The organism is Streptomyces sp. NPDC002580, from assembly GCF_042889485.1.
Lineage (GTDB): Bacteria > Actinomycetota > Actinomycetes > Streptomycetales > Streptomycetaceae > Streptomyces.
In genome coordinates, this window is the sequence record NZ_JBIAQZ010000007.1 from 26,601 (window position 1) to 49,003 (window position 22,403).

Sequence of the window (22,403 nt, forward strand, 5' to 3'; positions counted from 1 at the left end):
CCGACGCCAGGAAGGCCCTCGTACGCCCTGCGCGTCAAGGCCCCTTGGGCCGGCCCCTCGGGCCAGGCCCTCCGGCCGCCCCTACGGGGCGACGACCGCTCCGTCGTAGACGTGGTCCGGGGTGACGATCTGGGTGATGGCCCGGGCGAGCAGCGTGGACGGCTCCTGGCCGCCGGAGGTGGCGTCGGTGTTGATCATGAGCACCAGGGTGGCCTTCTCCGACGGCAGGTACACGGTCACGGTCTCGTATCCCGGCAGGGAGCCGTTGTGCCCGATCCACCCGTTGGCGTCGAAGATGCCCAGCCCGTACGTCGTTCCGGGGAAGCCGGTGGGCAGCGTCCTGAGACGCTGGGCCTGGGTCCTGGGGCTGAGCAGCGTGCCGGTGGCGACGATCTTGGCCCAGCGGCGCAGGTCGTGCAGGTTCGAGATCATCGCCCCGGCCGCCCAGGCCCAACTGGGGTTCCAGTAGGTGGCGTCCGCGATTCCGCCGTTCAGGGTCTGGTCGGTGTACCCGTGCGGGTGCGGGTCGGGGAACTCGTTGCCCCGCGGGAACAGGGTGCGCCGCAGGTGGGCCGGGCGGAGGACCTGCTGGTGGATGAAGTCGGCGAGAGGGTGACCGCTGACCTTCTCGATCACCAGGCCGAGCAGGATGAGGTTGGTGTTGGAGTACTGGAACTCCGCGCCGGGCGCGAAGGTGTTCGGGTGCTTGAACCCGTACGCGAGCAGTTCCCGGGGCGTGAAGGTGCGCTGCGGGTCGCTCAGCAGGTCGTGTTCGAAGTCCGCGTCGGAGGTGTACGGGAACAGACCGCTGCGCATCCCGGCGAGCTGGCGCAGGGTGATGTGCCGGCCGTCCGGGACACCGCGGACGTACTTGGAGATCGGGTCGTCCAGCCCGATCCGGTGGTCGTCGACCAGCTTGAGCAGCGCGGTGACGGTGAACGTCTTGGTCTCGCTGCCGATCCGGACGAAGGAGCGGACGTCCATCGGGGCCCGGGTGGCGGTGTTCGCGACACCGGTCGCGCGGACGTAGTCCCCCTTGCCCGGCATCCAGAGTCCGACGATGACGCCGGGGATGTGGGCCTGCCGGCGGACGTCCTCGACGGCCTTGTCCAGCCGGGCGGTCAGCCGGGGGCTGAGAGCCTGCTGCGGACAGCCGTCCTTCTCGTGGCGGCCGGCGCCGCAGTGATCGCCGTCCGCCGAAGGGGTGCCCGCCGTGGAGGCGCCGGCCGGGTGGAAGGCCGTCGTGCGGACGGCCGCGGCGGGCGTCGCGGTCAGCGGGGCCAGTACGGACGCCACGAGCAGTGCCGCGGCGAACGGACGGCGGTAGGGGGTACGTCGCATGTGGGGGGCGCCTCTTCCGGGTCGAGGGAGCAGACGGCAACACCACCATCCGGACACCTGGCGAGAGCCCGCGTCCGACGCGCGTTCCGGCGAGTCCACTCGATCGGCGCCGCGCGTACAGCCACTCGACCAGCCACGCGATCGCAGCCCGGGGGCGGGGTGGGGCGAGAAGAGGGGCAAGGGCCAGGGCGGAGGCAGCGGAGGGCCGTGGCGCCCGCCCGTGCCGCCGCGCCGCGCGACGGGCTCGGTCCTCGGCGTCCGTCACCGCCGGCGTCCGTCACCATCGGCCGCTGTCGACCCGCCGGGGCGGGTCCGGGCGGTGTCGCCCCCAGGTCGGTGACGTGCTTACGTCGCTGCCCCGGGCCGACCTCAGGGCGGCTACCGACCGGCCGCCCGCAGGGGGCATCCGGTGCCGACGCGTGCGGTCAAGTCGGCCCGCAGGGAGGCCAGTTCGGCGACCCGGGCGTCGATGACCCGGATCTTCTCCTCGAAGAGCGCGGAGAGGGCCACCGCGGTGTCCGGCGCCTCACGCAGCCTCTCGCCGTTCCGCGCGATCTCCGCCAGGGAGAATCCGAGCGCCTGCGCCGTGCGGATGTACTGCAACCAGGCCACGGTCTCGGGCGCGAAGTCGCGGTACCCGTTGGGCAACCGTCGGCCGGAGACGAGGCCGACCTTCTCGTAGAACCGGATCGTGTCCCTGGTCATGCCTGCCTGTGCGGCGAGTTCGCCGATGCGCATGGCCCTCCATCGGATGCCGGGCTTGACCTTGGACCATACTCCACTGTTTAGCGTGAGGCGTCGCTGTCCCGAGCCCCCGCAGGAGCCCCTCGTGAGCCGTTTCCGCACGCCCGCGCAGCCCGCCTACCTCCGCCTCGTACGAGCGAGTGCCTGGTACGACCTGGTCGTGACGGCGGGATTCGCGACACCATGGACCTACGCCCTCGTCCACGACGGGCTGTCGTCGCTCGGCGGCGCGCTCGGGTTCGGCGCGCTGCCCGAACTCGACCCGTGGCAGGTGCTGTTCGCCAATCTGATGGGCTCGGTGGTGGTCGTCTGGGCCGTCCTGCGCATCGTCGGACCGCTGCCGGAGCACGGGCTGTTCGACGGTGTCGCGCGTTCCCTGTTCGCGGCGTGGCAGGCGTACGCGCTGGCCCACGGTGCGTCGAGGCTGCTGTGGCTGTTCCTGGGAGTCGAGGTGGCGTTCGGTGTCCTCCAGCTCGCGCCGTGGTGGCGGCGCGGGAACACGGACCTCGTGGCCGGCGGTCGGGGCTCGTCCGGGGGACGTCGGCGCGGGGCGGTGAGCGGGTGAACCGGGGAGCCGGGCTCATTCGTCGAGGACCCTGCCGGTGCCGGCGTCGACGGCGGTGATCACCGGGTCGCAGCCGTCGCCGTCCGCGTCGGGCGTGCACCCGGTGTCGGTGACGCTCACGGACCACACCACGCGCCAGGGGCCCTGCCAGCCCTTGGCGCGTTCGGTCTTCAGCAGGTCGGCGTGGACGCGAAGGCCGCCGAGGGCGGCGTCGTTCCCACGCCGCTCGTCACGGACGACGGCCTCGGCCCTGTTCGCCGAGATGAGCCGGCCCGGAAGGGCGACGTGTCGGGGTCCGAGGTCGACCAGCATCCGGGAGACGCGGCCCGAGCGGTTGATCTGCACGTCGAGGCTGCGCGGCATGGTCACCCCGCGTTCCTTGAACCGCCACGAGGTGAGCCATCCGGACCCGGCTCGGCCGCCCACGGGGCGCGTCTCGTGCCAGGAGGCTGCCCCGGCCCATGGGTAGTGGGCCTTCATGTAGGCGACGGCGATGCGGTACGCGTCCCGCGCGTCCCGTGGTGCGGTCGCGCGGGGAACGGGGTAGCTCGCCCGGGCCGGATGGACGGAGTCCGCGAAGCTCACACTCAGTTGACGCCCGCCCGGCCACATCAGCTGCGCGGGGAACGCGTCGGCGATCTGGATGGACAGCCAGCCGTTGTAGCCGTCGACGCCGGGGACGACCCGCACGGCGCCTACCTGGTAGCGATCGCCGAAAGCCTGACGTACGGCCCGCTCGGCGGCCCGACGTTCGTCCCCGCTCGCGTCGTGAAGGGTGGAGCCGTCCAGGTGATCGGCGGTGACAGCGGTCTGGAAGACGACCAGTCCGGCCGCCGCGAGAACCCCGGCTGTCGTCAGCGTGGGCCTGGCCCACGAGCGCCACGCGACCCGACCCCGCACCAGGACGAGGGCGGCGGCCGCGCCCAGGACCCCTCCGGCGGCGTTCATCTCCACATCGGCGCTGTCGCAGACGCCGCTCACGAACGGGGCCAGGGCCTGGGCGAGTTCGATGACAGCGGGCAGCGCGAGTACACCTGTGAGGACGGGCAACGGACGCCGCAGCGCCAGAACGCCGAACAGGCCGAGCGGGACGAACATGGCCAGATTCCACAAGCCCTGGGTGGTGGCCAACGGCTCGGCGATCTCGTGGTTGATCACGCATTCGGCCCGTCCGGACTCGCCTGCCCGCAGCGCGAGAGTGACGCCGAGCGCACCGGTGAGACAGAACACCAGAGGCAGCCACCACACCGCGTGGTCCGCTTCGAGGCGACGGCCGGCAGCCCACGCAGCCAGTCCCGTCGCGATGGCGACGACGGTGAGCCCGGCGAGGAACCACACGTCGTCGCCGAAGACCGCGTCAAACAATGCCTGCCCATTTCCCTTGAGGTGGCCAAAGTGATCGTAAGTGGCCAACTGGGTTGCAACGGGGTGGGGTTGTTCACGCCTGCCTTTTGGAACCTTCGGGCACCCTTTGAACTCGTCGGGCAGCCAGGAGGCTCCGGGGACCGAGGGCGGTTCGGTGATCCGGGCGGGGTGGCCCGGTCGCCGCCTCGGTGGGCCCGGTCGGGCACGGGACCGGCGTCCCGGCGGTCCTTCGGCGCTACGGGCCCGGTCGGATCAGACCCGGGGTCCCCGGAGTCCCTCGTGGGCGAGGGCCACGAGTTGCAGTCCCCGCTGGTCGTCCGCGGGTTCGCGCATCTGGGTGGTCACGTACGCCACCGCCATGCGGGCCCCGGGGTCGACCATGACGAGGGAACCGCCCCAGCCGCCCCAGCCGACGCTGTCGCCGAACAGGCCGTAGCCCAGCCCGTAGCGGGCCGGCATGCCCAGGACCCGGTCCTCGCCGCTGAACTGCTCCCGTCGCGCACGCTCGCAGGTCGCCCGCGACAGCAGCCGCACGCCGCCCACGGTTCCTCCGCAGGCCATCACCGACTGCACGAGGGCGACGGAGCGGGCGTTGCCGAAGCCGCTCGCCGAGGGGATCTGCGCGCGGCGCCAGGCCACGCCGTTCCCGTCGCGGACCCGCAGGACGGTGGCGGTGGCGGCGGACGCGTCGTCATCGGGCGCGCCCGCGGCGTAGTCCTCGTCCCGGGAGGGCGGCGGGACCGAGAGCGCCACCCGGTGGTCGTGCTCGGCGGCCAGTCCGATGTGGAAGTCGGCACCGAGCGGTCCGGTCACCTCCTCGGCGAAGAACGTGCCCAGACTCCGGCCCGTGATCCGGCGTACGACCTCGCCGACGAGAAATCCCTGGGTGAGCGAGTGGTACCCGGCCGCGGTCCCCGGTTCCCAACGCGGAGCCTGCGCGGCCAGCCGGGCCGTGGCGGCCCGCCAGTCGTAGAGCTCCTCGATCGGCCCCTCCCAGTCGGGCAGGCCCGCGGTGTGCGAGAGCAGGTGGCGCACCAGCACCCTCTCCTTGCCCGCCGCGGTGAACTCGGGCCAGTACCGGCCGACCGGTGCGTCAGGATCGAGGTCGCCGCGGTCGGTCAGGACCAGCGCGCAGAGTGCCGTCATCGTCTTGGTCACCGAGAAGACGTTGGCGATCGTGTCCCGTCGCCAGGGGACCGTGCGGTCCGCGTCGGCGAACCCGCCCCAGACGTCCGCCACCGGCTCGCCGTCCACGAAGACCGCGACCGAGGCCCCGACGTCCCCGTCGTCCAGCATCCCGGCCAGCGCTTCGGGCACCGCGGTGAACAGGTCGTCGTAGGAGCCCTGGATGTCCGCCATGAGCCGAAACTAGCCCGAATCGGTCCCTCAGGGCCGGCGATCCTCTCGGCACGGTTCGTGCGTCGGGCGATCCCGGCGATCACCCCGGCCGCGGCGGGACCGGGACGAGGGCGCGCGTGGATCTCCCGGGCGAGCGGGGTCACGTCGCCGATGGACACGATCCACTCGTCCGCGTACCGCGACGACGCCTCGCCCGAGAGCCCCGGTCGCAGCGAACGGTGCGGCAGGGGACGCGGGTGCAGGTCGCGTTCGGGGTCCCACCGGGCACGAGCGGGTGCGCGCTTGAGTTCACGCTGCCAGGCGTCCCGGTCGGGATGCGCTCCGCGCTCGTAGCTCGACAGACAGGAGTGGCGCAACGCCCGGTCGAAGCCTTCGCGGGTGATCTCGACGGCCAGGACGGTCTCCTGGCCGGCCTCGGTGCCCCAGCCGCAGCGGTACACCATCCACGTGAAGGACGGCTTGATCCACGTCAAGCCGCGTTCGCAGTGCTTTTTGCGGCCGACGCACCTCGCGGGATCAACGCGGTGAAGGGCGACCACGTGGGCACTGCGGGCCGGTACAGCCCTGGAGGCTTCATGTGGCCGGTCCGAACGCCGTCATGCGGAAGCCACCACCTCGCCGGCCATGACCTGGGGAGGGTTGGGGAGCAGTGACGCAAGGTTGTCCCGCACGAAGTCCGCGGCCCTAGAGATCGATTCCTCGGCGCCGGCCTGGTCCTGGAAGACGCTGGTCGAGACCATCACTCCGTCCCCGGCATCGATCCAGTAGTAGGCCACGAAGCCGGAGACCTGGCGCATGAGTGCCACGAACCCCTCGTTCACGAGACGTGCCGCCTCGGCCGAATCGGTCACCCCTTCGTACCGCCGGACTGCTGCGTACATCGCCAAGCTCCTCACGGCGTTCCGGGTTCGTTCTCTGCTGAGACGTCGTACCCCTGCGACGGCTGCCTGGCGCATGAGGCGTCCGGCAGTCACCTGAAGGGCCGCCTTGAGTGATCCGAACGGCGGCAGGCGGCCCGGACGCACGGCCCTGCGCACGTCTGCCACGGGACGGCACCGACGTGGAGCAGAGCAGCCTCGGGCGGTGACTGCCCTCAGCACGGAAGAGGCTGTGGACGCTGCTTGACGATCTAGATCATCAAGCGGCGTTCACAGACCTTTGCCGCCATGTGACCCGTGGATGGTGCCGACGGCTGTACCCGGGGTGCCGGTCAGGGACGCAGGTGGGCCACCAGTTCGTCACCGGCGGGGTATCCCTGCTCCTGGGGGAGCAGTCGGTTGGCTGCGTCCAGGTCGCCGCCGGTGACGTGCGCGTGGATCTCGTGGGCGAGCGGGGTCACGTCGTTGATGGACACGATCCACTCGTCCGCGTAACGCGTCGATGCCTCGCCCGAGAGGCCGAGTTGCAGTGAGCGGTGCGGCAGGGGACGCAGGTGCAGATCGCGTTCGGGATCCCACTGGACGCGGGCCGGTGCGCGCTTGAGGTCACGCTGCCAGGTGACCCGATCGGGATGCAGTCCGCGGACGTAGTGCGACAGGCAGGAATGACGCAGCGCCCAGTCGAAACCGTCACGGGTGATCTCGACGGCGAGGACGGTCTCCTGACCCTCCTTCGTGCCCCAGCCGGAGCGGTACATCATCCACAGGAAACTGGGTTTGATCCACGTCATGCGGTCGGGCTTCCACGCTGCGGGGAAACGGCCCTTGCGGGCGGCGGGTCCGCCGATCTCCGGGCGGTAGGCCTGGTAGACGGTGATCGTGGACGCCGTGTGGAGCGCGCGGATCCTGCGGTGCGGTTCTTCCATGGCGTACAGCGTGGGCTCGGCCGGCTCGGGTGACCACCGATTTTTCGACCGTTGCGTGACGCGACGGCGCACGCCGACCGCAAGTGGCAGACAGTCGCTCGTGCGGGCCAAGTAGCCTCCGGAGTCAGAACGGAGGTTCCTCCGTGCAGCCGCCGGTCCAGACGTCACGGACATATCGAGCGCGTGCGGCAACGTCAGCGGGACTCTCCAGGGCAGCGGTGTCGTGGCCCCAGTTCCTGAGTGCGTCCAGACAGCGGTTGCGGTTGTGGCGGTCGGTACTGGTGGCGAGGAGGCGGCGGACGCGGCGTCCGAGTTCGCCCCTGTGACAAATGAGGGCTGGATGCTCGGTCAAGGGGATGGCGGCAACGACCGCAGCCTCACGAACAGCAGTGTCTTCGTGGTCCAGGAAAGCTGAAACGGCACGGTAGAACGTGGGGCGGTGGTCCAGGAAGACGCGCACTTCTGGATGATCGTCGAGGTCGTCACTGTTGAAGTGACGCTCGGCGACGGCAAGGCGCTCGTCGTCGGCGTCGTAGGCGAGTGATCTGAGCCAGTCCAGCAGAGCCGCCCTCACCGGACAGTCTCTTTCCGAGTCAGCCCGACGGCCGGGCCCGACGGTCGCCGTCGCGGGGTGGGCGAGGATCGCGGCCACATACAGCGCCACGGGGAGCGTGGCTTCGTAGAAGCTGTTCTGATGACATACCGGCTCCAGTTCGCCGATGGCCCTGATCTGAATCGTCGGGTCGGCGTCGAGGAGGCGAGGCAGCGCGGCCGACAGAAATCCGCCGTTCCCTCTCGCGGTGCCGAGTGAGGCCCAAGCCGTGCCGTCCAACAACGACTGATGCCCAGGCAGTTCATCGGGCGTCAGATTGTCAGTCTGCTGGTTCTCGCTGGTCACGAGGCAAAGGCTACGACGGACGCTCAAGATCTGGCTTCGGGCTTCGTGCGCGGCCAGGGATGCGTGATACAAGCCCGCGAAAGGTCTGTGAACAAGGCTTGACGTGGATCAAACCCAGTTTCCTGTGGATGATGTACCGCTCCGGCTGGGGCACGAAGGAGGGGCAGGAGACCGTCCTGGCCGTCGAGATCACTCGCGACGGTTTCGACTGGGCGCTGCGTCATTCCTGCCTGTCGCATTACGTCCGCGGACTGCATCCCGATCGCGGCGCCTGGCAGCGCGACCTCAAACGCGCGCCGGCCCGCGTCCAGTGGGACCCCGAACGCGATCTGCACCTGCGTCCCCTGCCGCACCGCTCACTGCAACTGGGGCTCTCGGGCGAGGCATCGGAGCGCTACGCGGACGAGTGGATCGTGTCCATCAACGACGTGACCCCGCTCGCCCGCGAGATCCACGCGCACGTCACCGGCGGCGACCTGGACGCAGCGGCCCGACTGCTCCCTCAGGAGCAGGGATACCCCGCCGGTGACGAACTGCTGTCCCACCTGTGTCCCTGACCGGCAGTCCGGGCACAACGGCCGGTATCGCTCAGGGGTCACATGGCGGCAAAGGTCGGTGAACGCCGCTTGATGATCCATGTCAAGCAGCGTTCGCAGACATCTGCCCGGCTGGTGAGAAGTCTCTGCGGACCGCGACTCCGCCCGTTCTCAACCCCGGGGGCGAGTCGAGGTGCCCGCGAACTACGGCGGGGCCGTCACTGCGGTCCCGTCGGACGGCGAGCCGGCTGTCGCGGTGGGCCGTGGCCGTGGAGGACGTGGGTGGTCAGGAGGGCGGCAGAGGCTGTTCCGTCCAGACTGTCTTGCCGTCGTGGGTGTAGCGGGTGCCCCACCGCTCCGTGAGCTGCGCGACCAGGAAGAGCCCTCGTCCACCCTCGTCCGTGCTGAGGGCCCTTCGGAGGTGAGGGGACGTATGGCTGGCGTCGGACACCTCACAGATCAGACAGTGGGTACGGATGAGGCGCAGGGTGACGGGGCCCTCCGCGTACCGGTAGGCGTTGGTGACGAGTTCGCTGGCGACCAGTTCGGTGGTGAAGGTCATTTCCGACAGCCCCCATTCGGCCAGTTTCGCCGTGGTCAGCTCCCTGGCGCGGCAGGCAGCGGTCGCTTCCAGAGGTAGGTGCCAGGTGGCGAAGTTCTCCGGCGGCAGTACCCGGGTACGGGCCATGAGCAGCGCGATGTCGTCGGTGGGGCGGCGGTCTGTGGGCAGCAGCGCTTCGACCACCCCGTCGCACGTGCGCTCCAGAGCGTCGGCACTGTGGGCGAGACATTCCGCCAGGTTCTCCAGCGTGGCGTCGATGTCGCCGTCGCGCGCCTCCAGGAGGCCGTCGGTGTAGAGCGTGAGCAGGCTGCCCTCAGGGAGGTCCAGGTGGTACATCTCGAACGGCAGTCCGCCCAGACCGAGCGGTGGACCCGCGGGCAGGTCGAGCACGCTCACCTGGCCGTCCGGTGTGGACACCAAGGGTGCCGGGTGGCCGGCGCGTGCCAGGGAGCATTGCCGGGAGACCGGATCGTAGACCGCGTAGACGCACGTGGCCCCGACCACCTGCTCGATCGACGACTGGTTGCCCTCGGCGTTCGTCTCCCCCTCGGCGGCCAGCAGACCGACCAGATCGTCCAGCCGGGCCACCACCTCGTCCGGTTCCAGGTCGAGGCTGGCCAGGGTGCGCACGGCGGCGCGCAGGCGCCCCATCGAGGCCGCGGCGTGGATTCCGTGGCCGACCACGTCTCCCACGACGAGGGCGACCCGGGCCCCTGACAACGGGATCACGTCGAACCAGTCACCGCCGATGCCCGGTTCACCGCTCGCCGGCAGGTACCGGTAGGCCACCTCGACGGCCGGCAGGTCGGACACCGTGCCCGGCAGCAGACTGCGCTGCAGGGTCAGAGCGGCGCTCTGCTGCTGGGTGAAGCGGCGCGCGTTGTCGATACAGACGGCCGCACGCGAGGAGAACTCATGGGCCACCGCGGCGTCGTCGTCCTCGAAAGGCTCCGAATGGCGCACGCGCCACAAGGTCACTATGCCCAGGATCAGGCCGCGTGCCATCAGGGGCACCGCGATCAGGGAATGAACGCCGAGCCCCAGGGCGATCTCGATCCGCCGCCGGTCCATGGCGTACCACTCGGGCCGGAGGGACAACAGCCGTTCGAGAATCGGGCGGCGCTCGGCCAGGCACCGCGCCTGCGCGGACTCCGGAAGAAGCGGGACCACGTCGCCCTCCTGGAACGGGACCCGTGGTTCCGGGGGCGAAAGGGCCACTCGCACCAGGGCACCGGCCATGTCCGAGGGCAGTTCGTCACCCAGTGCCACCGGCTTGAGGAGGTCCACCGAGCAGTGGTCGGCCAAGCCGGAGACGGCCACCTCGGCCAGCTCCCGGGCCGTCTGCGCCACGTCCAGTGAGGTTCCGATCCGGGCGCTCGCCTCGTTCAGCAGAGTGAGCCTGCGGCGGGCCCGGTAGCGCTGGGTCACGTCCTCGATCGTCTCCGCCACGCCGAGAACCCGGCCCGAGGAGTCTTCCATCCGGAACGCGGAGACGGACACCATCCGTTCCCGCCCCGGAGCATGGCGTGTGCGCGCCGACTGCTCTGTGAAGATCAACGGCTCGCCGGTCTCCAAGACGTGGCGCACCCGCTCCTCGGCCGGACCCGCGTCCTCGTCGACCAGGAATTCGCCGGGACTACGGCCCACCGGCGCCTCGGCCGTGAGGCCGCTCGCCTTCTGGATCGCACGGTTGACCCGAATCACCTTCCGGTCCGTGCCGTGGATGGCCAGACCGATCGGGGACCGGTGGTACAGGCCGTCCAGCAGTGCACGGTCCCGCTGCCAGGCAACGACTTCCGTGGCAGGGGCACCGACCAGGAACCACTCTTGGTGATCTCCGTCGCGGGTGATCGCGCGGGCCCGGAAACCCATCTCCACACGCCGTCCGTCGTGGTGCCGGACGGGCAGGACTCCGAACCAGCCCCCTGCCCTCATGGCGCCCACGACGACGGACCGCGCGACAGGCAGGTCACGGGCGTCGACCAGGAGGTCCCGCCACGCCCGTCCGATCACTTCCTTGGCGCGGTAGCCCAGCAGCTCCTGCGCACGTGCGCTCCAGCCGACCACTCTGCCGTGATCGTCGAGCACGGCCGAAGCGGCATGCCCCAGAGCGAACGGATCCTCCGGACTCTCACTGAAATGCATCGAGGGCGTCCCCATCACCACCACTTCGTCTCCGTGACTCCGATGTTCCTCCTTCCGATCTCCGCCCGCGACTCTCCGGTTCCTCTCGGCTCGGCGGTTCGGCAGGAGTGACATGGCGACACTCGGCGTATGCAAGCAATCGCGCGCGTGGAAGGGGGTGGTCACGGCCCGGGACCACTTCGTCACGGAGGCCGGCGAAGGCGCTCGGCGGGAGTCGCCAGGGCGCGTGTTCACAGCCGGCCCCTTCCGCTTGCCCGAACCAGCCAGGACGCCTCGGCCGAGGCGCCACCCCGACGACGACGGGACCGGGGGAATTCCGTCAGCCCGGCCGCGCTCGGCCCACGGGGACGAGCGGGACCGGGGACGAGCGGCACCGGGGGACCTTGGACGGTTGGTCCGGCGAACGCCCGGCGGAGACACGGCGGAGGCCCGGCGCACTGCGGCCCCTGCGCCCGGCCTCCGGTGGTGCGGTCCGGGTCAGTCGAAGAGGGCGACGAGCCCGTTCACCCAGATCGCGAGGAACGCGAGCACGGCCAGCAGGCATCCGGCGCCCGCCAGGAATCCGGCGAACCCGCCCCGCGCACCCTCCTCCTCCCGGCCGGTGGGCACCGTCTCCCATGTGACGGGGTGGCCCGACTCCTCGGTGCAGGCCGCTCGGACGGCGGCCAGTTGCTCCGCCGCGAAGGTCGAGGAGGCGAGCGACTCGGGGCCGCTCCAGGCGAGCGCGCGCATGCGTCGCGAAGCCGTGGCGTACTTCGCCTCGAAGGCGGAGGTCTCGGCCGCGTCCCGCTCCTCCTCCAGGTAGTTCCAGCGGCCGGCTTCCGCGGACTCCCCGTACAGCCGGTACACCTCGGCCAGACGGCGGCGAGGCGTCAGGTCGTTCGGGAAGGACGACACCAGACCGCGCAGGCGCTGGCGCGCGACGGGGATCCGGCCTGCAGTCAGGTCGGCGTCGACTCGGGAAAGGGTCTCTCGCAACGGCATGAACACATGATCGATTGGCGAGGTGACGGCCGTCGAACGGTTTTGCCCGCTCTACGGTGGTCCGGCATCCCCTTCATCCCGCCCCCGGCACCCCGGCACCCTGCGAATCCGCCAGGTCGCCAGGTCGGCCCGAGGCCGGCGTGCGTTCCGTGGTCAGTGGGAGAGCGTCGCCGGGTTGCCGCCGTTCGCCTCGTAGCCCGCCACCGCCAGGGCGCGGTATATCGCGTAGTCCGCGGCCGGGTCGTGGGTCAGGGTCCACGGCAGGGCGCCCACGTGACCGTCGACGTGCACCAGCTGGTTCATCGCCTCGGACCAGCGCTCGCCGCGCACGAGGAAGAAGACCAGCAGGTGGCGGACATGGGCCAGCATCGGGTCGTCGGGGCGGGCCGAGTGGACCGCGTGCAGCGCGCCGTGGACGGCCTTGGTCACGACCTCGCTCTGGTAGAAGCTGCGGACCAGGTTCACCTCGGGGAGGTGCTCGAAGACCGCGAAGAGCGGCAGGGCCGCCAGGAGGGAACCCCGTGGCGCGCGGGCCGCCGCGGCCTCCGCGAAGGAGTACGCCGTCTCGCGCGAGCCGTGCCACTTCTCGCACCAGTAGTGGAGGGCGGCCAGATGCGCGCCCATGTGGGAGGGCGCGCGGTCCAGGATCTTCAGCCACAGCTTCTCGAACTCGGGCTGGGAGTAGGAGAGTCCACGGGCCACGGACAGTTCGACGATGTACGGGATCGGATCGCCCGGGGACAGCAGCGCCGCCTCGCCGCACGCGGCCCGCGCCTCCTCCATGATGATCCGGAAGTCGTCGGTCCCCGGCGTCGACGTCCGCCACGCCTGCTGCACCAGGAACTCGGCGTGCACCGCCGCGCCGCCCGCGTCCTTGGGCACCTCGGCACGCCACACCCGGAGCCACTGCCCGCCGGGCGTCTCGCTGACTCCGCCGGGACGCTGCTGGAGCTCCAGCGAGGCGGCGCCCGCGAAGGCCTGCACGCGCTGCCAGCGGTTCTCGCCCTCGATCTCCGTGCCGGCCAGCAGCTGAGAGGCCGCGCGGTAGTCCTGGTTCCGCTGCACCAGGTCCAGGACGTTCAGCAGATCCGCGTCGGGGCCCGGCATGCGGATGTCCTGCTCCTCCTGCCGCAGGAACCCGTAGTTCGCCGGGTCCGCGGCGTCCGGGTCACCCGGCGACACCAGCTGCACACCGGTGCTCCTGCGCCGGAAAACCGGCAGCAGGACCATGCTGAACATGGCCAGCGCCATCAGGACCCAGAGAATCTGCATGCCTCAAGCGAACCAGACGGGTCCGACAATTGGCCAGCCGGTCCCCCGGCCCGGTCCCGCGACCGGCGACGGAGGTGAGGACGGGCCCGGTTCCGTGGGGGTCCGTCGACGGTTCCCGACCGTTCTCGGCGGGCCGGCGCGTGGCCCGGGAGGACTCGGCGCGGGGCGTGTGCCGTCATGAACCCCGGGGGAGCACTACGCTCGGGGCTCATGAGCGACAGGCACATCAGTCAGCATTTCGAGACGCTCGCGATCCACGCGGGCAACACCGCCGATCCCCTCACGGGCGCGGTCGTCCCGCCGATCTACCAGGTCTCGACCTACAAGCAGGACGGCGTCGGCGGGCTGCGCGGCGGTTATGAGTACAGCCGCAGCGCCAACCCCACCAGGACGGCCCTGGAGGAGAACCTCGCCGCCCTGGAGGGTGGCCGCCGTGGGCTCGCGTTCGCGTCAGGACTGGCGGCCGAGGACTGCCTGTTGCGTACGCTGCTGAGCCCCGGTGACCACGTGGTGATCCCCGACGACGCGTACGGTGGCACCTTCCGCCTCTTCGCGAAGGTCGTCTCCCGCTGGGGCGTGGAATGGTCGGTGGCCGACACCAGCGACCCCGACTCGGTCCGGGCGGCCCTCACCCCGAAGACCAAGGCGATCTGGGTAGAGACGCCCTCCAACCCGCTGCTCGGCATCACGGACATCGCCGCGGTCGCGCAGATCGCGCGCGAGGCGGGCGCCCGGCTCGTCGTCGACAACACGTTCGCCACGCCCTACCTCCAGCAGCCGCTGGCGCTCGGCGCGGACGTCGTCGTGCACTCCCTGACCAAGTACATGGGCGGTCACTCGGACGTCGTGGGCGGCGCCCTGATCACCGGCGACCAGGAACTCGGCGAGGAGCTGGCGTACCACCAGAACGCGATGGGCGCGGTCGCCGGGCCCTTCGACTCCTGGCTGGTGCTGCGCGGCACCAAGACGCTCTCCGTGCGCATGGACCGGCACAGCGAGAACGCGGGCCGCGTCGCCGAGATGCTCACGCGGCACGCGCGCGTGTCGCGTGTCCTGTACCCGGGTCTCCCGGAGCACCCCGGTCACGAGGTCGCCGCCAAGCAGATGCGGGCGTTCGGCGGCATGGTCTCCTTCCAGGTCGCGGGCGGCGAGGAGGCGGCCGTCGAGGTCTGCAACCGCGCCAAGGTGTTCACGCTCGGTGAGTCGCTGGGCGGTGTGGAGTCCCTGATCGAGCACCCCGGACGCATGACGCACGCCTCGGTGGTCGGTTCGGCGCTGGAGGTCCCCGCCGACCTGGTCCGCGTCTCCGTGGGCATCGAGAACATCGACGACCTGCTCGAGGACCTTCAGCAGGCACTGGGCGGCTGATCCCCGGCGTACCCGGCCGGGTACGGACCCTGGGCCGGGAGCGGCCGGTGGGTCACCAGCCCGTCAGTGGTGGAGTCGTCTCCGACGGCGGCTCCACCCACGGACGGACCGTCGCGGCCCAGACGGTGAAGGCGACGGCCGCGGCGAACAGCAGCAGCCACAGCACTCGCCGGACGGCCGTCCTGCGGCGCAGCATGCGCCCGCCGCGGCGCACGGCCTCGCCGTACAGGTCGGGGGGCACCGCGGGCGGGTGCTGGTCCAGCATCCGCCGTACGGTCGCCTCGCGCTCCGGACGGTTCATGACGGCGCCACCTCCACCCTGGCCGTCGCCGGGCCGCTCGGCGGGTGCAGCAACGTCGTCATCGCCCGGGCGCAGATCGCCCGTACCCGTTCCCCCGAGAGCCCGAGCAGGGCCGCCGTCTGCTCCTCGGCGACCCCCTCGTAGAGCCTGAGGACCAGGACCAGCCGCTCCTGGGGGGTGAGCCGGGCCAGGACACTGTCCGGCGCGGGGCGCGGCCGCCCCAGGCCGCCGTACTCGTGCCAGGCGGCGCGCTGGAAGCGCAGGGCCAGCTGCCGACGGGCGCTGTCGTAGGGATCCTCGCCGTGCAGCCGGTCCCAGGAGGCGTAGGTGTGGGCGAGGGCCCGCGTCAGCAGCCCCCGCGCGCGGGGGTTGTCGTCCCGGGGCTCGGCCGTGAGCAGGGTCGCGGCGTGCAGCAGACGGCCTGCCGCGCCCGCGACGAACGCCTTGAACTCCCGGGCCCGGCGGGCTTCTTGGGTCGCGCGCCGTTCTCCCACCACGCCTCCCCCCTGAGGGTGCCCCTGAGGAAACGGGTCCGCGGCCGCGTGCGGCCCGCCGCACCGCGTACGACGAGGACCCGGTCTCATATGAGGCCAGGGGGCGCCTTCCGGTCAAGAGCGCGGCGCACATGCGCGCGGGGAACCGGGGCGGAGGCCCCGGGCGACGGGGCGCGGGGGCGGCGGGGGAGCGCCGGGTGGATCAGGAGGCCGCTTCGGGCTCCGGCGCCGCCGTGCCCTGGGTCGCCTGGCGGGCGGAGAGAGCGCTGTTGAAGCGCGTCAGGAGCGCGCAGAACGCCTCACGCTCCTCAGGCGCCCATTCGTGTGTCAGCTCGGCCATCAACTGACGCCGCGAGCCGCGCACTTCGTCGAGACGGGACTGGCCGCGCGGGGACAGCTGGAGCACCACGGCCCGGCCGTCCTCGGGGTGCGAGGTGCGCTTGACGAGCCCGGTGTCGACCAGCGGGGCGACCTGCCGGGTGACCGTCGAGGAGTCGATCCCCATGCTCGCCGCGAGCGCCTTGACGCCCATCGGGCCTTCCTTGTCGAGGCGGTTGAGCAGCAGGTAAGCGGCGCGGTCCATGGAGTTGCGCACCTGCCCCACCCCGCCGAGCCGGGTCTGTTCCGCACGGCGCGCGAAGACCGCGACCTCGTGCTGAAGGGCTTCGAGAAGACCGGTGTCACCGACGGTCGTCATGTCCATCGACATTTCTGGTGTTGTGGGCATGGCCGGGGGCTCAATTCATGCGTGGGGAGCTGGGTTGGGGGACAGGGTACGCGGCCGGGGCGCGGGCCGTACCGGGGCTGTGCAAACCCGGTCTCGGTGCGTGGTCACCCCCGGAGTGCGCCCGCGTGAACTGCGAGACTGGCGGTCATGAGCTACAGCACCGCTGACTCCTTTCCCGATGTGACTCTCGACGACGTGCGCGGCGCGCAGAAGATGCTCGCGGGTGTGGCGCGGGTGACCGCGATGGAGGGCAGCAGGTACCTGTCCCAGCTGGTGGGCGCTCCCGTGCAGTTCAAGTGCGAGAACCTCCAGCGGACGGGCTCGTTCAAGCTGCGCGGCGCGTACGTGCGGATCGCGGGCCTGCTTCCGGAGGAGCGCGCGGCGGGTGTCGTCGCCGCGAGCGCGGGCAACCACGCGCAGGGCGTCGCGCTCGCGTCCGCGCTGCTCGGTGTGCGCTCCACGGTGTTCATGCCGACCGGCGCCCCGCTGCCGAAGGTCGCGGCCACCCGTGACTACGGCGCCGAGGTGAGGCTGCACGGGCAGGTGGTCGACGAGACGCTGGCCGCCGCGCAGGAGTACGCGGAGCGGACGGGAGCGGTGTTCATCCACCCCTTCGACCACCCCGACGTCATCGCGGGCCAGGGCACGGTCGGCCTGGAGATCCTGGACCAGTGCCCCGAGGTGCGGACGATCGTCCTCGGCGTCGGCGGCGGCGGACTGGCGGCGGGCGTCGCCCTCGCGGTGAAGTCGCTGCGTCCGGACGTACGGATCATCGGGGTGCAGGCGGAGGGCGCGGCGGCGTACCCGCCCTCGCTGGCGGCCGGGCGGCCGGTGTCGATCGAGAACCCGGCCACGATGGCCGACGGCATCAAGGTCGGCCGCCCCGGCGACGTGCCGTTCCGGCTGGTCGAAGGGCTGGTCGACGAGGTCCGTACGGTCTCCGAGAACCATCTGTCCAGCGCGCTGCTGCTCTGCCTGGAGCGCGCCAAGCTGGTCGTCGAGCCGGCCGGCGCGAGCTCCGTCGCGGCACTGCTGAGCGCTCCGGACACCTTCGAGGGACCGGTGGTGGCGCTGCTGTCGGGCGGGAACGTGGACCCCCTGCTGATGCAGCGCATCCTGCGGCACGGCATGGCCGCGGGCGGCCGCTACCTGGCGGTCACCCTGCGGCTCACCGACCGGCCGGGAGCCCTGGCGACGCTTCTCGGGGTGTTGTCAGTGGCGGACGCTAACGTGCTCGACGTGAGCCACGTACGGACCGATCCACGGCTCGGGCTCACGGAGGTGGAGGTCGAGCTGCACCTGGAGACGAAGGGCCCCGAGCACTGCGCCGAGGTGAATCTGGCGCTGCGCGAGGCGGGGTACACGGTCATCGGCTGAGCCGGAACCGTCCTCGTGGTCCGATCCTCCGGTGCGGGAAAATCCGTTGAGCGACGCGATACATCGCGTTAGGGTGTGCGCGTCCTGGTCGGTCCCGGGTCGGGGCAGACCGGAAGAATGGTCTCATTGCGCGTATATCCGAAAAATCCCCAACGACGTGGAGAACTCTCATGCCGGGCGCCATCTACGCCGAAGGCCTGGTGAAGACCTTCGGTGACGTAAGGGCTCTGGACGGTGTCGACCTCGATGTCCCGGAAGGGACCGTGCTCGGCCTGCTCGGGCCGAACGGCGCGGGCAAGACGACCGCCGTCCGCTGTCTCACGACCCTGCTCCGCCCCGACAGCGGCAGGGCCGTCGTCGCGGGCATCGACGTGCTCAAGGACCCCGACGCCGTACGGCGCAGGGTCGGCCTCTCCGGACAGTTCGCGGCGGTCGACGAGTACCTGACCGGCCGCGAGAACCTCCAGATGGTCGGCCAGCTCTACCAGATGAGGGCGAAGCCCGCGAAGGCCCGCGCGGACGAGCTCCTGGAGCAGTTCCACCTGACCGAGGCCGCCGACCGCACCGCCAAGACGTACTCGGGCGGTATGCGCAGGCGCCTCGACCTGGCCGCGGCCCTGGTCGTGTCACCTCCGGTCATGTTCATGGACGAGCCGACGACCGGTCTCGACCCGCGCAACCGCCAGCAGCTCTGGGACGTCATCAAGCAGCTGGTCTCCGGTGGCACCACGCTGCTGCTGACCACGCAGTACCTCGAAGAGGCCGACCACCTCGCGCACGACATCTGCGTGGTCGACCACGGCCGCGTCATCGCCCGCGGCACCGCCGACGAGCTCAAGGCGCAGACCGGCGGCGAACGCGTCGAGGTCGTCGTGCACGAGCGCGAGCACATGGAGACCGCCGCCGAGGTGCTGCGCGGCTTCGGCAAGGGCGAGACCAAGATCGAGGAGCACACCCGCAAGCTCACCGTGCCCGTCACCGGCGGCGCGAAGCTGCTCGCGGAGGTGATCCGCGAGCTGGACACCCGCGGCATCGAGATCGACGACATCGGTCTGCGCCGCCCGACCCTCGACGACGTCTTCCTCTCCCTCACCGGCCACGTGGCCGAAGAGGCGGCCGAGGAGAACGGCGTTCCCGCCGACGCCCGGACGGGCAGGAACAAGAAGGAGGCCGCGAAGTGAGCGCCGTCAGCGACGCCGTGCAGGTCACGGCACCCTCGAACCCGATCTACCAGTCGATCCGGGACTCCCTGGTCATCGCCAGGCGGAACCTGATCAGGATGTCCCGGATCCCCGAGATGGTGATCTTCGGGCTCATCCAGCCGATCATGTTCGTGGTGCTGTTCACCTACGTCTTCGGCGGGTCCATGAAGATCGGCGGCAGCACCAGCGCCGAGGCGTACACCAACTTCCTGATGGCGGGCATCTTCGCGCAGACGGTGACCTTCGCCACCGCGGGCGCCGGAGCGGGCATCGCCGACGACATGCACAAGGGCCTCATCGACCGTTTCCGGTCACTGCCCATGGCACGCGGCGCGGTGCTGACCGGACGCACCCTGGCCGACCTCGTGCAGACCGCGCTGACCCTGCTGGTCCTCGCGCTGGTCGCCCTCATGGTCGGCTGGCGGGTCGGGACGACCGGGAGCACCAACGCGTTCCGCGTCCTCGGAGCCTTCGGACTGCTGCTCCTGCTGGGATACGCGTTCACCTGGATCGGCGCGCTCATCGGCCTGTCCGTGCGGACACCCGAGGCGGCCACCTCCGGCGGTCTGATCTGGCTCTTCCCGGTCACGTTCATCTCGAACGCGTTCGTGGACACCGCCAACATGACGCCCTGGCTGCGGCATGTCGCGGACTGGAACCCGTTCAGCGCCACCGTCCAGGCCTGCCGTGTGCTGTTCGCCAACCCCGGGGTGTCGCACTCCGAGGCCTGGCCCATGCGGCACTCGATCTGGGCCTCGGTCATCTACTCGATCCTGATCGTGCTGATCTTCCGGACGCTCGCGGTCCGCAAGTACCGCTCGGCGACGGCGTGAGCGGGAGCTGGACGAGGAAGCGGACATGATGATGCCCCCGGCGCGGCCGGGGGCATCGTCGTCGCTGGTCCGAGGCTCAGGACTGGTAAGGCTCGGCCTTGAGGATCCTCACCGAGGCGAGCTTGCCGTTCGGCAGCTCGTACCGGGCGTCCTCGCCGACCTTCTTGCCGGTCACGCCGGAGCCCAGCGGGGACTGCGGAGAGTACGTCTCGATGTCGGCGCTCGCGTACTCGCGCGAGGCGAGCAGGAAGTCCAGGGTGTCGTCCTCGTCGCCGTCGAAGGCGATGGTGACGACCATGCCCGGCGCGACCACGCCGTCCGCCGCGGGAGCCTCGCCGACCTTGGCGTTCTCCAGGAGCTGGGTCAGCTGGCGCACACGGAGCTCCTGCTTGCCCTGCTCTTCCTTGGCCGCGTGGTACCCGCCGTTCTCGCGCAGGTCCCCCTCCTCGCGCGCGGCCGCGATCTTGGCGGTGATGTCCGTGCGCGCGGGACCAGACAGGTACTCCAGCTCGGCCCTGAGCTGGTTGTACGCCTCCTGGGTCAGCCAGGTGACGTTCTCGCTGGTCTGGGTCACAGGTGCTCCTCGTAGGTACTGGGAATACAAAGCATCGCCCTACCCAGAAGCATGTTCTTTCACGGGTGGGCGAAACCACGAGCCTAACAATTCAGCGGCTCGGACGGGAGGACATAAGACATCAGAATTGCATCGACGCAGGTCAGTCAACGGTTGCCGAGAGTGACGCGGAGCCGTGCCGACCCGCTCCGACGCCGGTGGGCGGTGGTGCTCAGCCCGTGTGGCAGCCGAGGAGTTCCGCGGTGGAACCCCTGGCCGTCGTACGCAGGGTGACGACCTTGTCGACGCGGGAGGAGTCCTGGCCGAAGCGGAAGTCGGCCCGGCCCACCTCGACGCCCTCGGCGTTCTGCGAACGCAGCGTGCAGTAGCCGCTCACGCCCGCGTCCTTGCGCACTTCCAGGTGCGCCTCGACCGCGCCGTCCGAGACCGCCTTGAAGCTGATCACCTGGGCGCTGATCCCGGTCCCGCCGACGTAGTCGTAGCCGAACCAGCCGATCAGGGCGATCAGGGCGACACCCAGCACCCCGCCGACGACCTTGAGCTTCCGGTCGGCGCGCTGGTCCGCGGAACGGCCGTACCGGCCCTCGGGCAGCCGCGTGCTCGCCGTGCTCATGATCGTCCTCCCGGCGGGGATCCGTGGATGGGGACCCCGGAATTATTCGCCCCCCGATTCCGTCACTATAGAAGCCGCCCTCAGCGCTGATTCACGCCGGGCGCCGACAGCCGACCCACTCAGGCGACAGCCGACCGACCGAGGATTGAGTCTTGACTGACCAGCTGCGACTGATGGCCGTGCACGCCCACCCCGACGACGAGTCGAGCAAGGGCGCGGCCACCATGGCGAAGTACGTGTCCGAGGGGGTGGACGTGCTGGTCGTGACCTGCACGGGCGGGGAGCGCGGCTCCATCCTCAACCCCAAGCTCCAGGGCGACACGTACATCGAGGAGAACATCCACGAGGTACGCAAGAAGGAGATGGACGAGGCCCGCGAGATCCTCGGCGTCGAGCAGCAGTGGCTCGGCTTCGTCGACTCGGGCCTGCCCGAGGGCGACCCGCTGCCGCCGCTCCCCGAGGGCTGCTTCGCCCTGGAGGACCTCGACAAGGCGGCCGGCGAGCTGGTCAGGCGGATCCGCTCGTTCCGCCCGCAGGTGATCACCACGTACGACGAGAACGGTGGCTACCCGCACCCCGACCACATCATGACCCACAAGATCTCGATGGTGGCCTTCGAGGGCGCGACCGACACCGAGAAGTACCCGGAGTCGGAGTTCGGCCCCGCGTACCAGCCGCAGAAGCTCTACTACAACCAGGGCTTCAACCGTCCGCGCACCGAGGCGCTGCACCACGCCCTCCTGGACCGCGGCCTCGAGTCGCCGTACGGGGAGTGGCTGAAGCGCTGGAGCGAGTTCGAGCGCGCCGAGCGCACGCTGACCACGCACGTTCCGTGCGCGGACTTCTTCGAGATCCGTGACAAGGCGCTGATCGCGCACGCCACGCAGATCGACCCCGACGGCGGCTGGTTCAAGGTCCCCATGGACATCCAGCGGGAGGTCTGGCCGACCGAGGAGTACGAGCTCGCCAAGTCCCTCGTGGACACATCCCTCCCCGAGGACGACCTCTTTGCGGGCATCCGCGACAATGCCTGACATGAGCGCAAGCCTGGCACTGACGCACCTCGTCCCCCTCGCCAAGGAGGTCGACGAGAACAAGGTCACCCCCGGCGTCCTCGGCTTCATCGTCTTCGCGGTGATGGCCCTGGCCGTCTGGGGCCTGATGAAGTCCATGAACCGCCACATGGGCAAGGTCACCTTCGAAGAGGACCCCGAGAACGAGGCGGCGGGTTCCGCTCCCGCCGGCGGGGCCGCGCCCGCGAAGGGCTGAGCCCGCGCCCGCGGGGGCCCCGGCCCCCGCGGGCGCGCAGGCCCTGACCGGCCGCCCGGCGTGCGTTCCC

The 22,403-nt window shown here is 70.7% G+C and carries 23 protein-coding genes and 1 pseudogene; 8 read left to right on the forward strand and 16 right to left on the reverse strand.

The features are described from left to right. Positions 1-81: 81 nt before the first annotated feature. Together ACFYW7_RS21705 and ACFYW7_RS21710 are read right to left on the reverse strand one after the other, a co-directional pair. On the reverse strand, positions 82-1,341 hold the full coding sequence (locus tag ACFYW7_RS21705) for a serine hydrolase domain-containing protein (RefSeq protein ID WP_389504719.1): 1,260 nt from the start codon (positions 1,339-1,341) through the stop codon (positions 82-84). Between the two features lie 378 nt (positions 1,342-1,719). Continuing rightward, the gene (locus tag ACFYW7_RS21710; protein ID WP_389504721.1) at positions 1,720-2,079 is read right to left on the reverse strand and encodes a MerR family transcriptional regulator; all 360 of its coding nucleotides are present in this window, start codon (positions 2,077-2,079) and stop codon (positions 1,720-1,722) included. Positions 2,080-2,170: 91 nt separating this feature from the next. Between ACFYW7_RS21710 and ACFYW7_RS21715 the strand changes: the two genes are divergently transcribed. Next, complete coding sequence (locus tag ACFYW7_RS21715; RefSeq protein ID WP_389504723.1) at positions 2,171-2,650, forward strand: hypothetical protein; 480 nt, start codon at positions 2,171-2,173, stop codon at positions 2,648-2,650. Between the two features lie 15 nt (positions 2,651-2,665). Here ACFYW7_RS21715 and ACFYW7_RS21720 read toward each other — a convergent pair whose 3' ends face one another. The 6 genes and pseudogenes from ACFYW7_RS21720 to ACFYW7_RS21745 all read right to left on the reverse strand — a co-directional run bounded on the left by ACFYW7_RS21720 (position 2,666) and on the right by ACFYW7_RS21745 (position 8,076). Continuing rightward, on the reverse strand, positions 2,666-4,015 hold the full coding sequence (locus ACFYW7_RS21720) for a VanZ family protein (RefSeq protein ID WP_389504725.1): 1,350 nt from the start codon (positions 4,013-4,015) through the stop codon (positions 2,666-2,668). Between the two features lie 252 nt (positions 4,016-4,267). Beyond that, positions 4,268-5,374 (reverse strand): serine hydrolase domain-containing protein, encoded by a 1,107-nt coding sequence (locus ACFYW7_RS21725; RefSeq protein WP_389504727.1) that lies wholly within the window; start codon positions 5,372-5,374, stop codon positions 4,268-4,270. Between the two features lie 98 nt (positions 5,375-5,472). Further along, a pseudogene (locus ACFYW7_RS21730) lies at positions 5,473-5,913 on the reverse strand (DUF4291 family protein); the annotation flags it as partial. 57 nt (positions 5,914-5,970) lie between these two features. Beyond that, positions 5,971-6,255, reverse strand: a complete 285-nt coding sequence (locus ACFYW7_RS21735; protein WP_266756748.1) for a hypothetical protein — start codon at positions 6,253-6,255, stop codon at positions 5,971-5,973. Between the two features lie 329 nt (positions 6,256-6,584). Next, entirely contained in the window at positions 6,585-7,178 is a 594-nt protein-coding gene (locus ACFYW7_RS21740; protein WP_389504729.1) for a DUF4291 domain-containing protein, read from the reverse strand. 124 nt (positions 7,179-7,302) lie between these two features. Then, on the reverse strand, positions 7,303-8,076 hold the full coding sequence (locus ACFYW7_RS21745) for a hypothetical protein (protein WP_389504731.1): 774 nt from the start codon (positions 8,074-8,076) through the stop codon (positions 7,303-7,305). A gap of 59 nt (positions 8,077-8,135) precedes the next feature. Between ACFYW7_RS21745 and ACFYW7_RS21750 the strand changes: the two genes are divergently transcribed. Then, positions 8,136-8,633, forward strand: coding sequence for a DUF4291 domain-containing protein (locus ACFYW7_RS21750; protein ID WP_389504733.1), 498 nt, complete (start codon positions 8,136-8,138; stop codon positions 8,631-8,633). Between the two features lie 265 nt (positions 8,634-8,898). Here the strand turns inward: ACFYW7_RS21750 and ACFYW7_RS21755 are convergent, their stop codons facing one another. The 3 genes from ACFYW7_RS21755 to ACFYW7_RS21765 form a co-directional block, all read right to left on the reverse strand. After that, positions 8,899-11,334, reverse strand: a complete 2,436-nt coding sequence (locus ACFYW7_RS21755) for a SpoIIE family protein phosphatase (RefSeq protein WP_389504736.1) — start codon at positions 11,332-11,334, stop codon at positions 8,899-8,901. A 462-nt stretch (positions 11,335-11,796) separates the two neighbouring features. After that, entirely contained in the window at positions 11,797-12,303 is a 507-nt protein-coding gene (locus ACFYW7_RS21760; protein WP_389504740.1) for a DUF6584 family protein, read from the reverse strand. A gap of 153 nt (positions 12,304-12,456) precedes the next feature. Further along, positions 12,457-13,575, reverse strand: a complete 1,119-nt coding sequence (locus tag ACFYW7_RS21765; RefSeq protein WP_389504742.1) for a hypothetical protein — start codon at positions 13,573-13,575, stop codon at positions 12,457-12,459. A 210-nt stretch (positions 13,576-13,785) separates the two neighbouring features. On the opposite strand from ACFYW7_RS21765, the gene ACFYW7_RS21770 reads away from it, so the two are divergent. Further along, positions 13,786-14,943, forward strand: coding sequence for a cystathionine gamma-synthase (locus tag ACFYW7_RS21770; RefSeq protein WP_389504744.1), 1,158 nt, complete (start codon positions 13,786-13,788; stop codon positions 14,941-14,943). Positions 14,944-14,995: 52 nt separating this feature from the next. Here ACFYW7_RS21770 and ACFYW7_RS21775 read toward each other — a convergent pair whose 3' ends face one another. The 3 genes from ACFYW7_RS21775 to ACFYW7_RS21785 form a co-directional block, all read right to left on the reverse strand. Then, positions 14,996-15,244, reverse strand: a complete 249-nt coding sequence (locus tag ACFYW7_RS21775) for a hypothetical protein (protein ID WP_389504746.1) — start codon at positions 15,242-15,244, stop codon at positions 14,996-14,998. Beyond that, complete coding sequence (locus ACFYW7_RS21780) at positions 15,241-15,738, reverse strand: sigma factor-like helix-turn-helix DNA-binding protein (RefSeq protein WP_389504748.1); 498 nt, start codon at positions 15,736-15,738, stop codon at positions 15,241-15,243. The genes ACFYW7_RS21775 and ACFYW7_RS21780 overlap by 4 nt, the downstream gene beginning before the upstream one ends. A gap of 202 nt (positions 15,739-15,940) precedes the next feature. Beyond that, entirely contained in the window at positions 15,941-16,447 is a 507-nt protein-coding gene (locus ACFYW7_RS21785; protein WP_389505556.1) for a MarR family winged helix-turn-helix transcriptional regulator, read from the reverse strand. Positions 16,448-16,612: 165 nt separating this feature from the next. Here ACFYW7_RS21785 and ilvA point away from each other — a divergent pair, with 165 nt between their 5' ends. The 3 genes from ilvA (at position 16,613) to ACFYW7_RS21800 (ending at position 19,877) form a co-directional block, all read left to right on the forward strand. Further along, the gene (gene ilvA / locus ACFYW7_RS21790) at positions 16,613-17,842 is read left to right on the forward strand and encodes a threonine ammonia-lyase (RefSeq protein WP_389504750.1); all 1,230 of its coding nucleotides are present in this window, start codon (positions 16,613-16,615) and stop codon (positions 17,840-17,842) included. 170 nt (positions 17,843-18,012) lie between these two features. Then, positions 18,013-19,023 carry an ATP-binding cassette domain-containing protein gene (locus ACFYW7_RS21795; protein ID WP_389504752.1) on the forward strand — a complete coding sequence of 337 codons (1,011 nt, stop codon included), beginning with the start codon at positions 18,013-18,015 and terminating at the stop codon, positions 19,021-19,023. Next, positions 19,020-19,877 (forward strand): ABC transporter permease, encoded by an 858-nt coding sequence (locus ACFYW7_RS21800; protein ID WP_389504754.1) that lies wholly within the window; start codon positions 19,020-19,022, stop codon positions 19,875-19,877. The genes ACFYW7_RS21795 and ACFYW7_RS21800 overlap by 4 nt, the downstream gene beginning before the upstream one ends. Positions 19,878-19,953: 76 nt before the next feature. Here ACFYW7_RS21800 and greA read toward each other — a convergent pair whose 3' ends face one another. Both greA and ACFYW7_RS21810 read right to left on the reverse strand, forming a co-directional pair. Further along, positions 19,954-20,451, reverse strand: a complete 498-nt coding sequence (gene greA, locus ACFYW7_RS21805) for a transcription elongation factor GreA (RefSeq protein ID WP_389504756.1) — start codon at positions 20,449-20,451, stop codon at positions 19,954-19,956. A 211-nt stretch (positions 20,452-20,662) separates the two neighbouring features. Then, entirely contained in the window at positions 20,663-21,064 is a 402-nt protein-coding gene (locus ACFYW7_RS21810; protein ID WP_389504758.1) for a DUF4307 domain-containing protein, read from the reverse strand. Positions 21,065-21,237: 173 nt separating this feature from the next. Here ACFYW7_RS21810 and mca point away from each other — a divergent pair, with 173 nt between their 5' ends. Together mca and ACFYW7_RS21820 are read left to right on the forward strand one after the other, a co-directional pair. Next, complete coding sequence (gene mca, locus ACFYW7_RS21815; RefSeq protein WP_389505558.1) at positions 21,238-22,098, forward strand: mycothiol conjugate amidase Mca; 861 nt, start codon at positions 21,238-21,240, stop codon at positions 22,096-22,098. After that, positions 22,091-22,333: a hypothetical protein gene (locus ACFYW7_RS21820; RefSeq protein ID WP_389504761.1), complete on the forward strand. Its 243-nt coding sequence runs from the start codon at positions 22,091-22,093 to the stop codon at positions 22,331-22,333. The genes mca and ACFYW7_RS21820 overlap by 8 nt, the downstream gene beginning before the upstream one ends. The last annotated feature ends 70 nt before the right edge of the window (positions 22,334-22,403 follow it).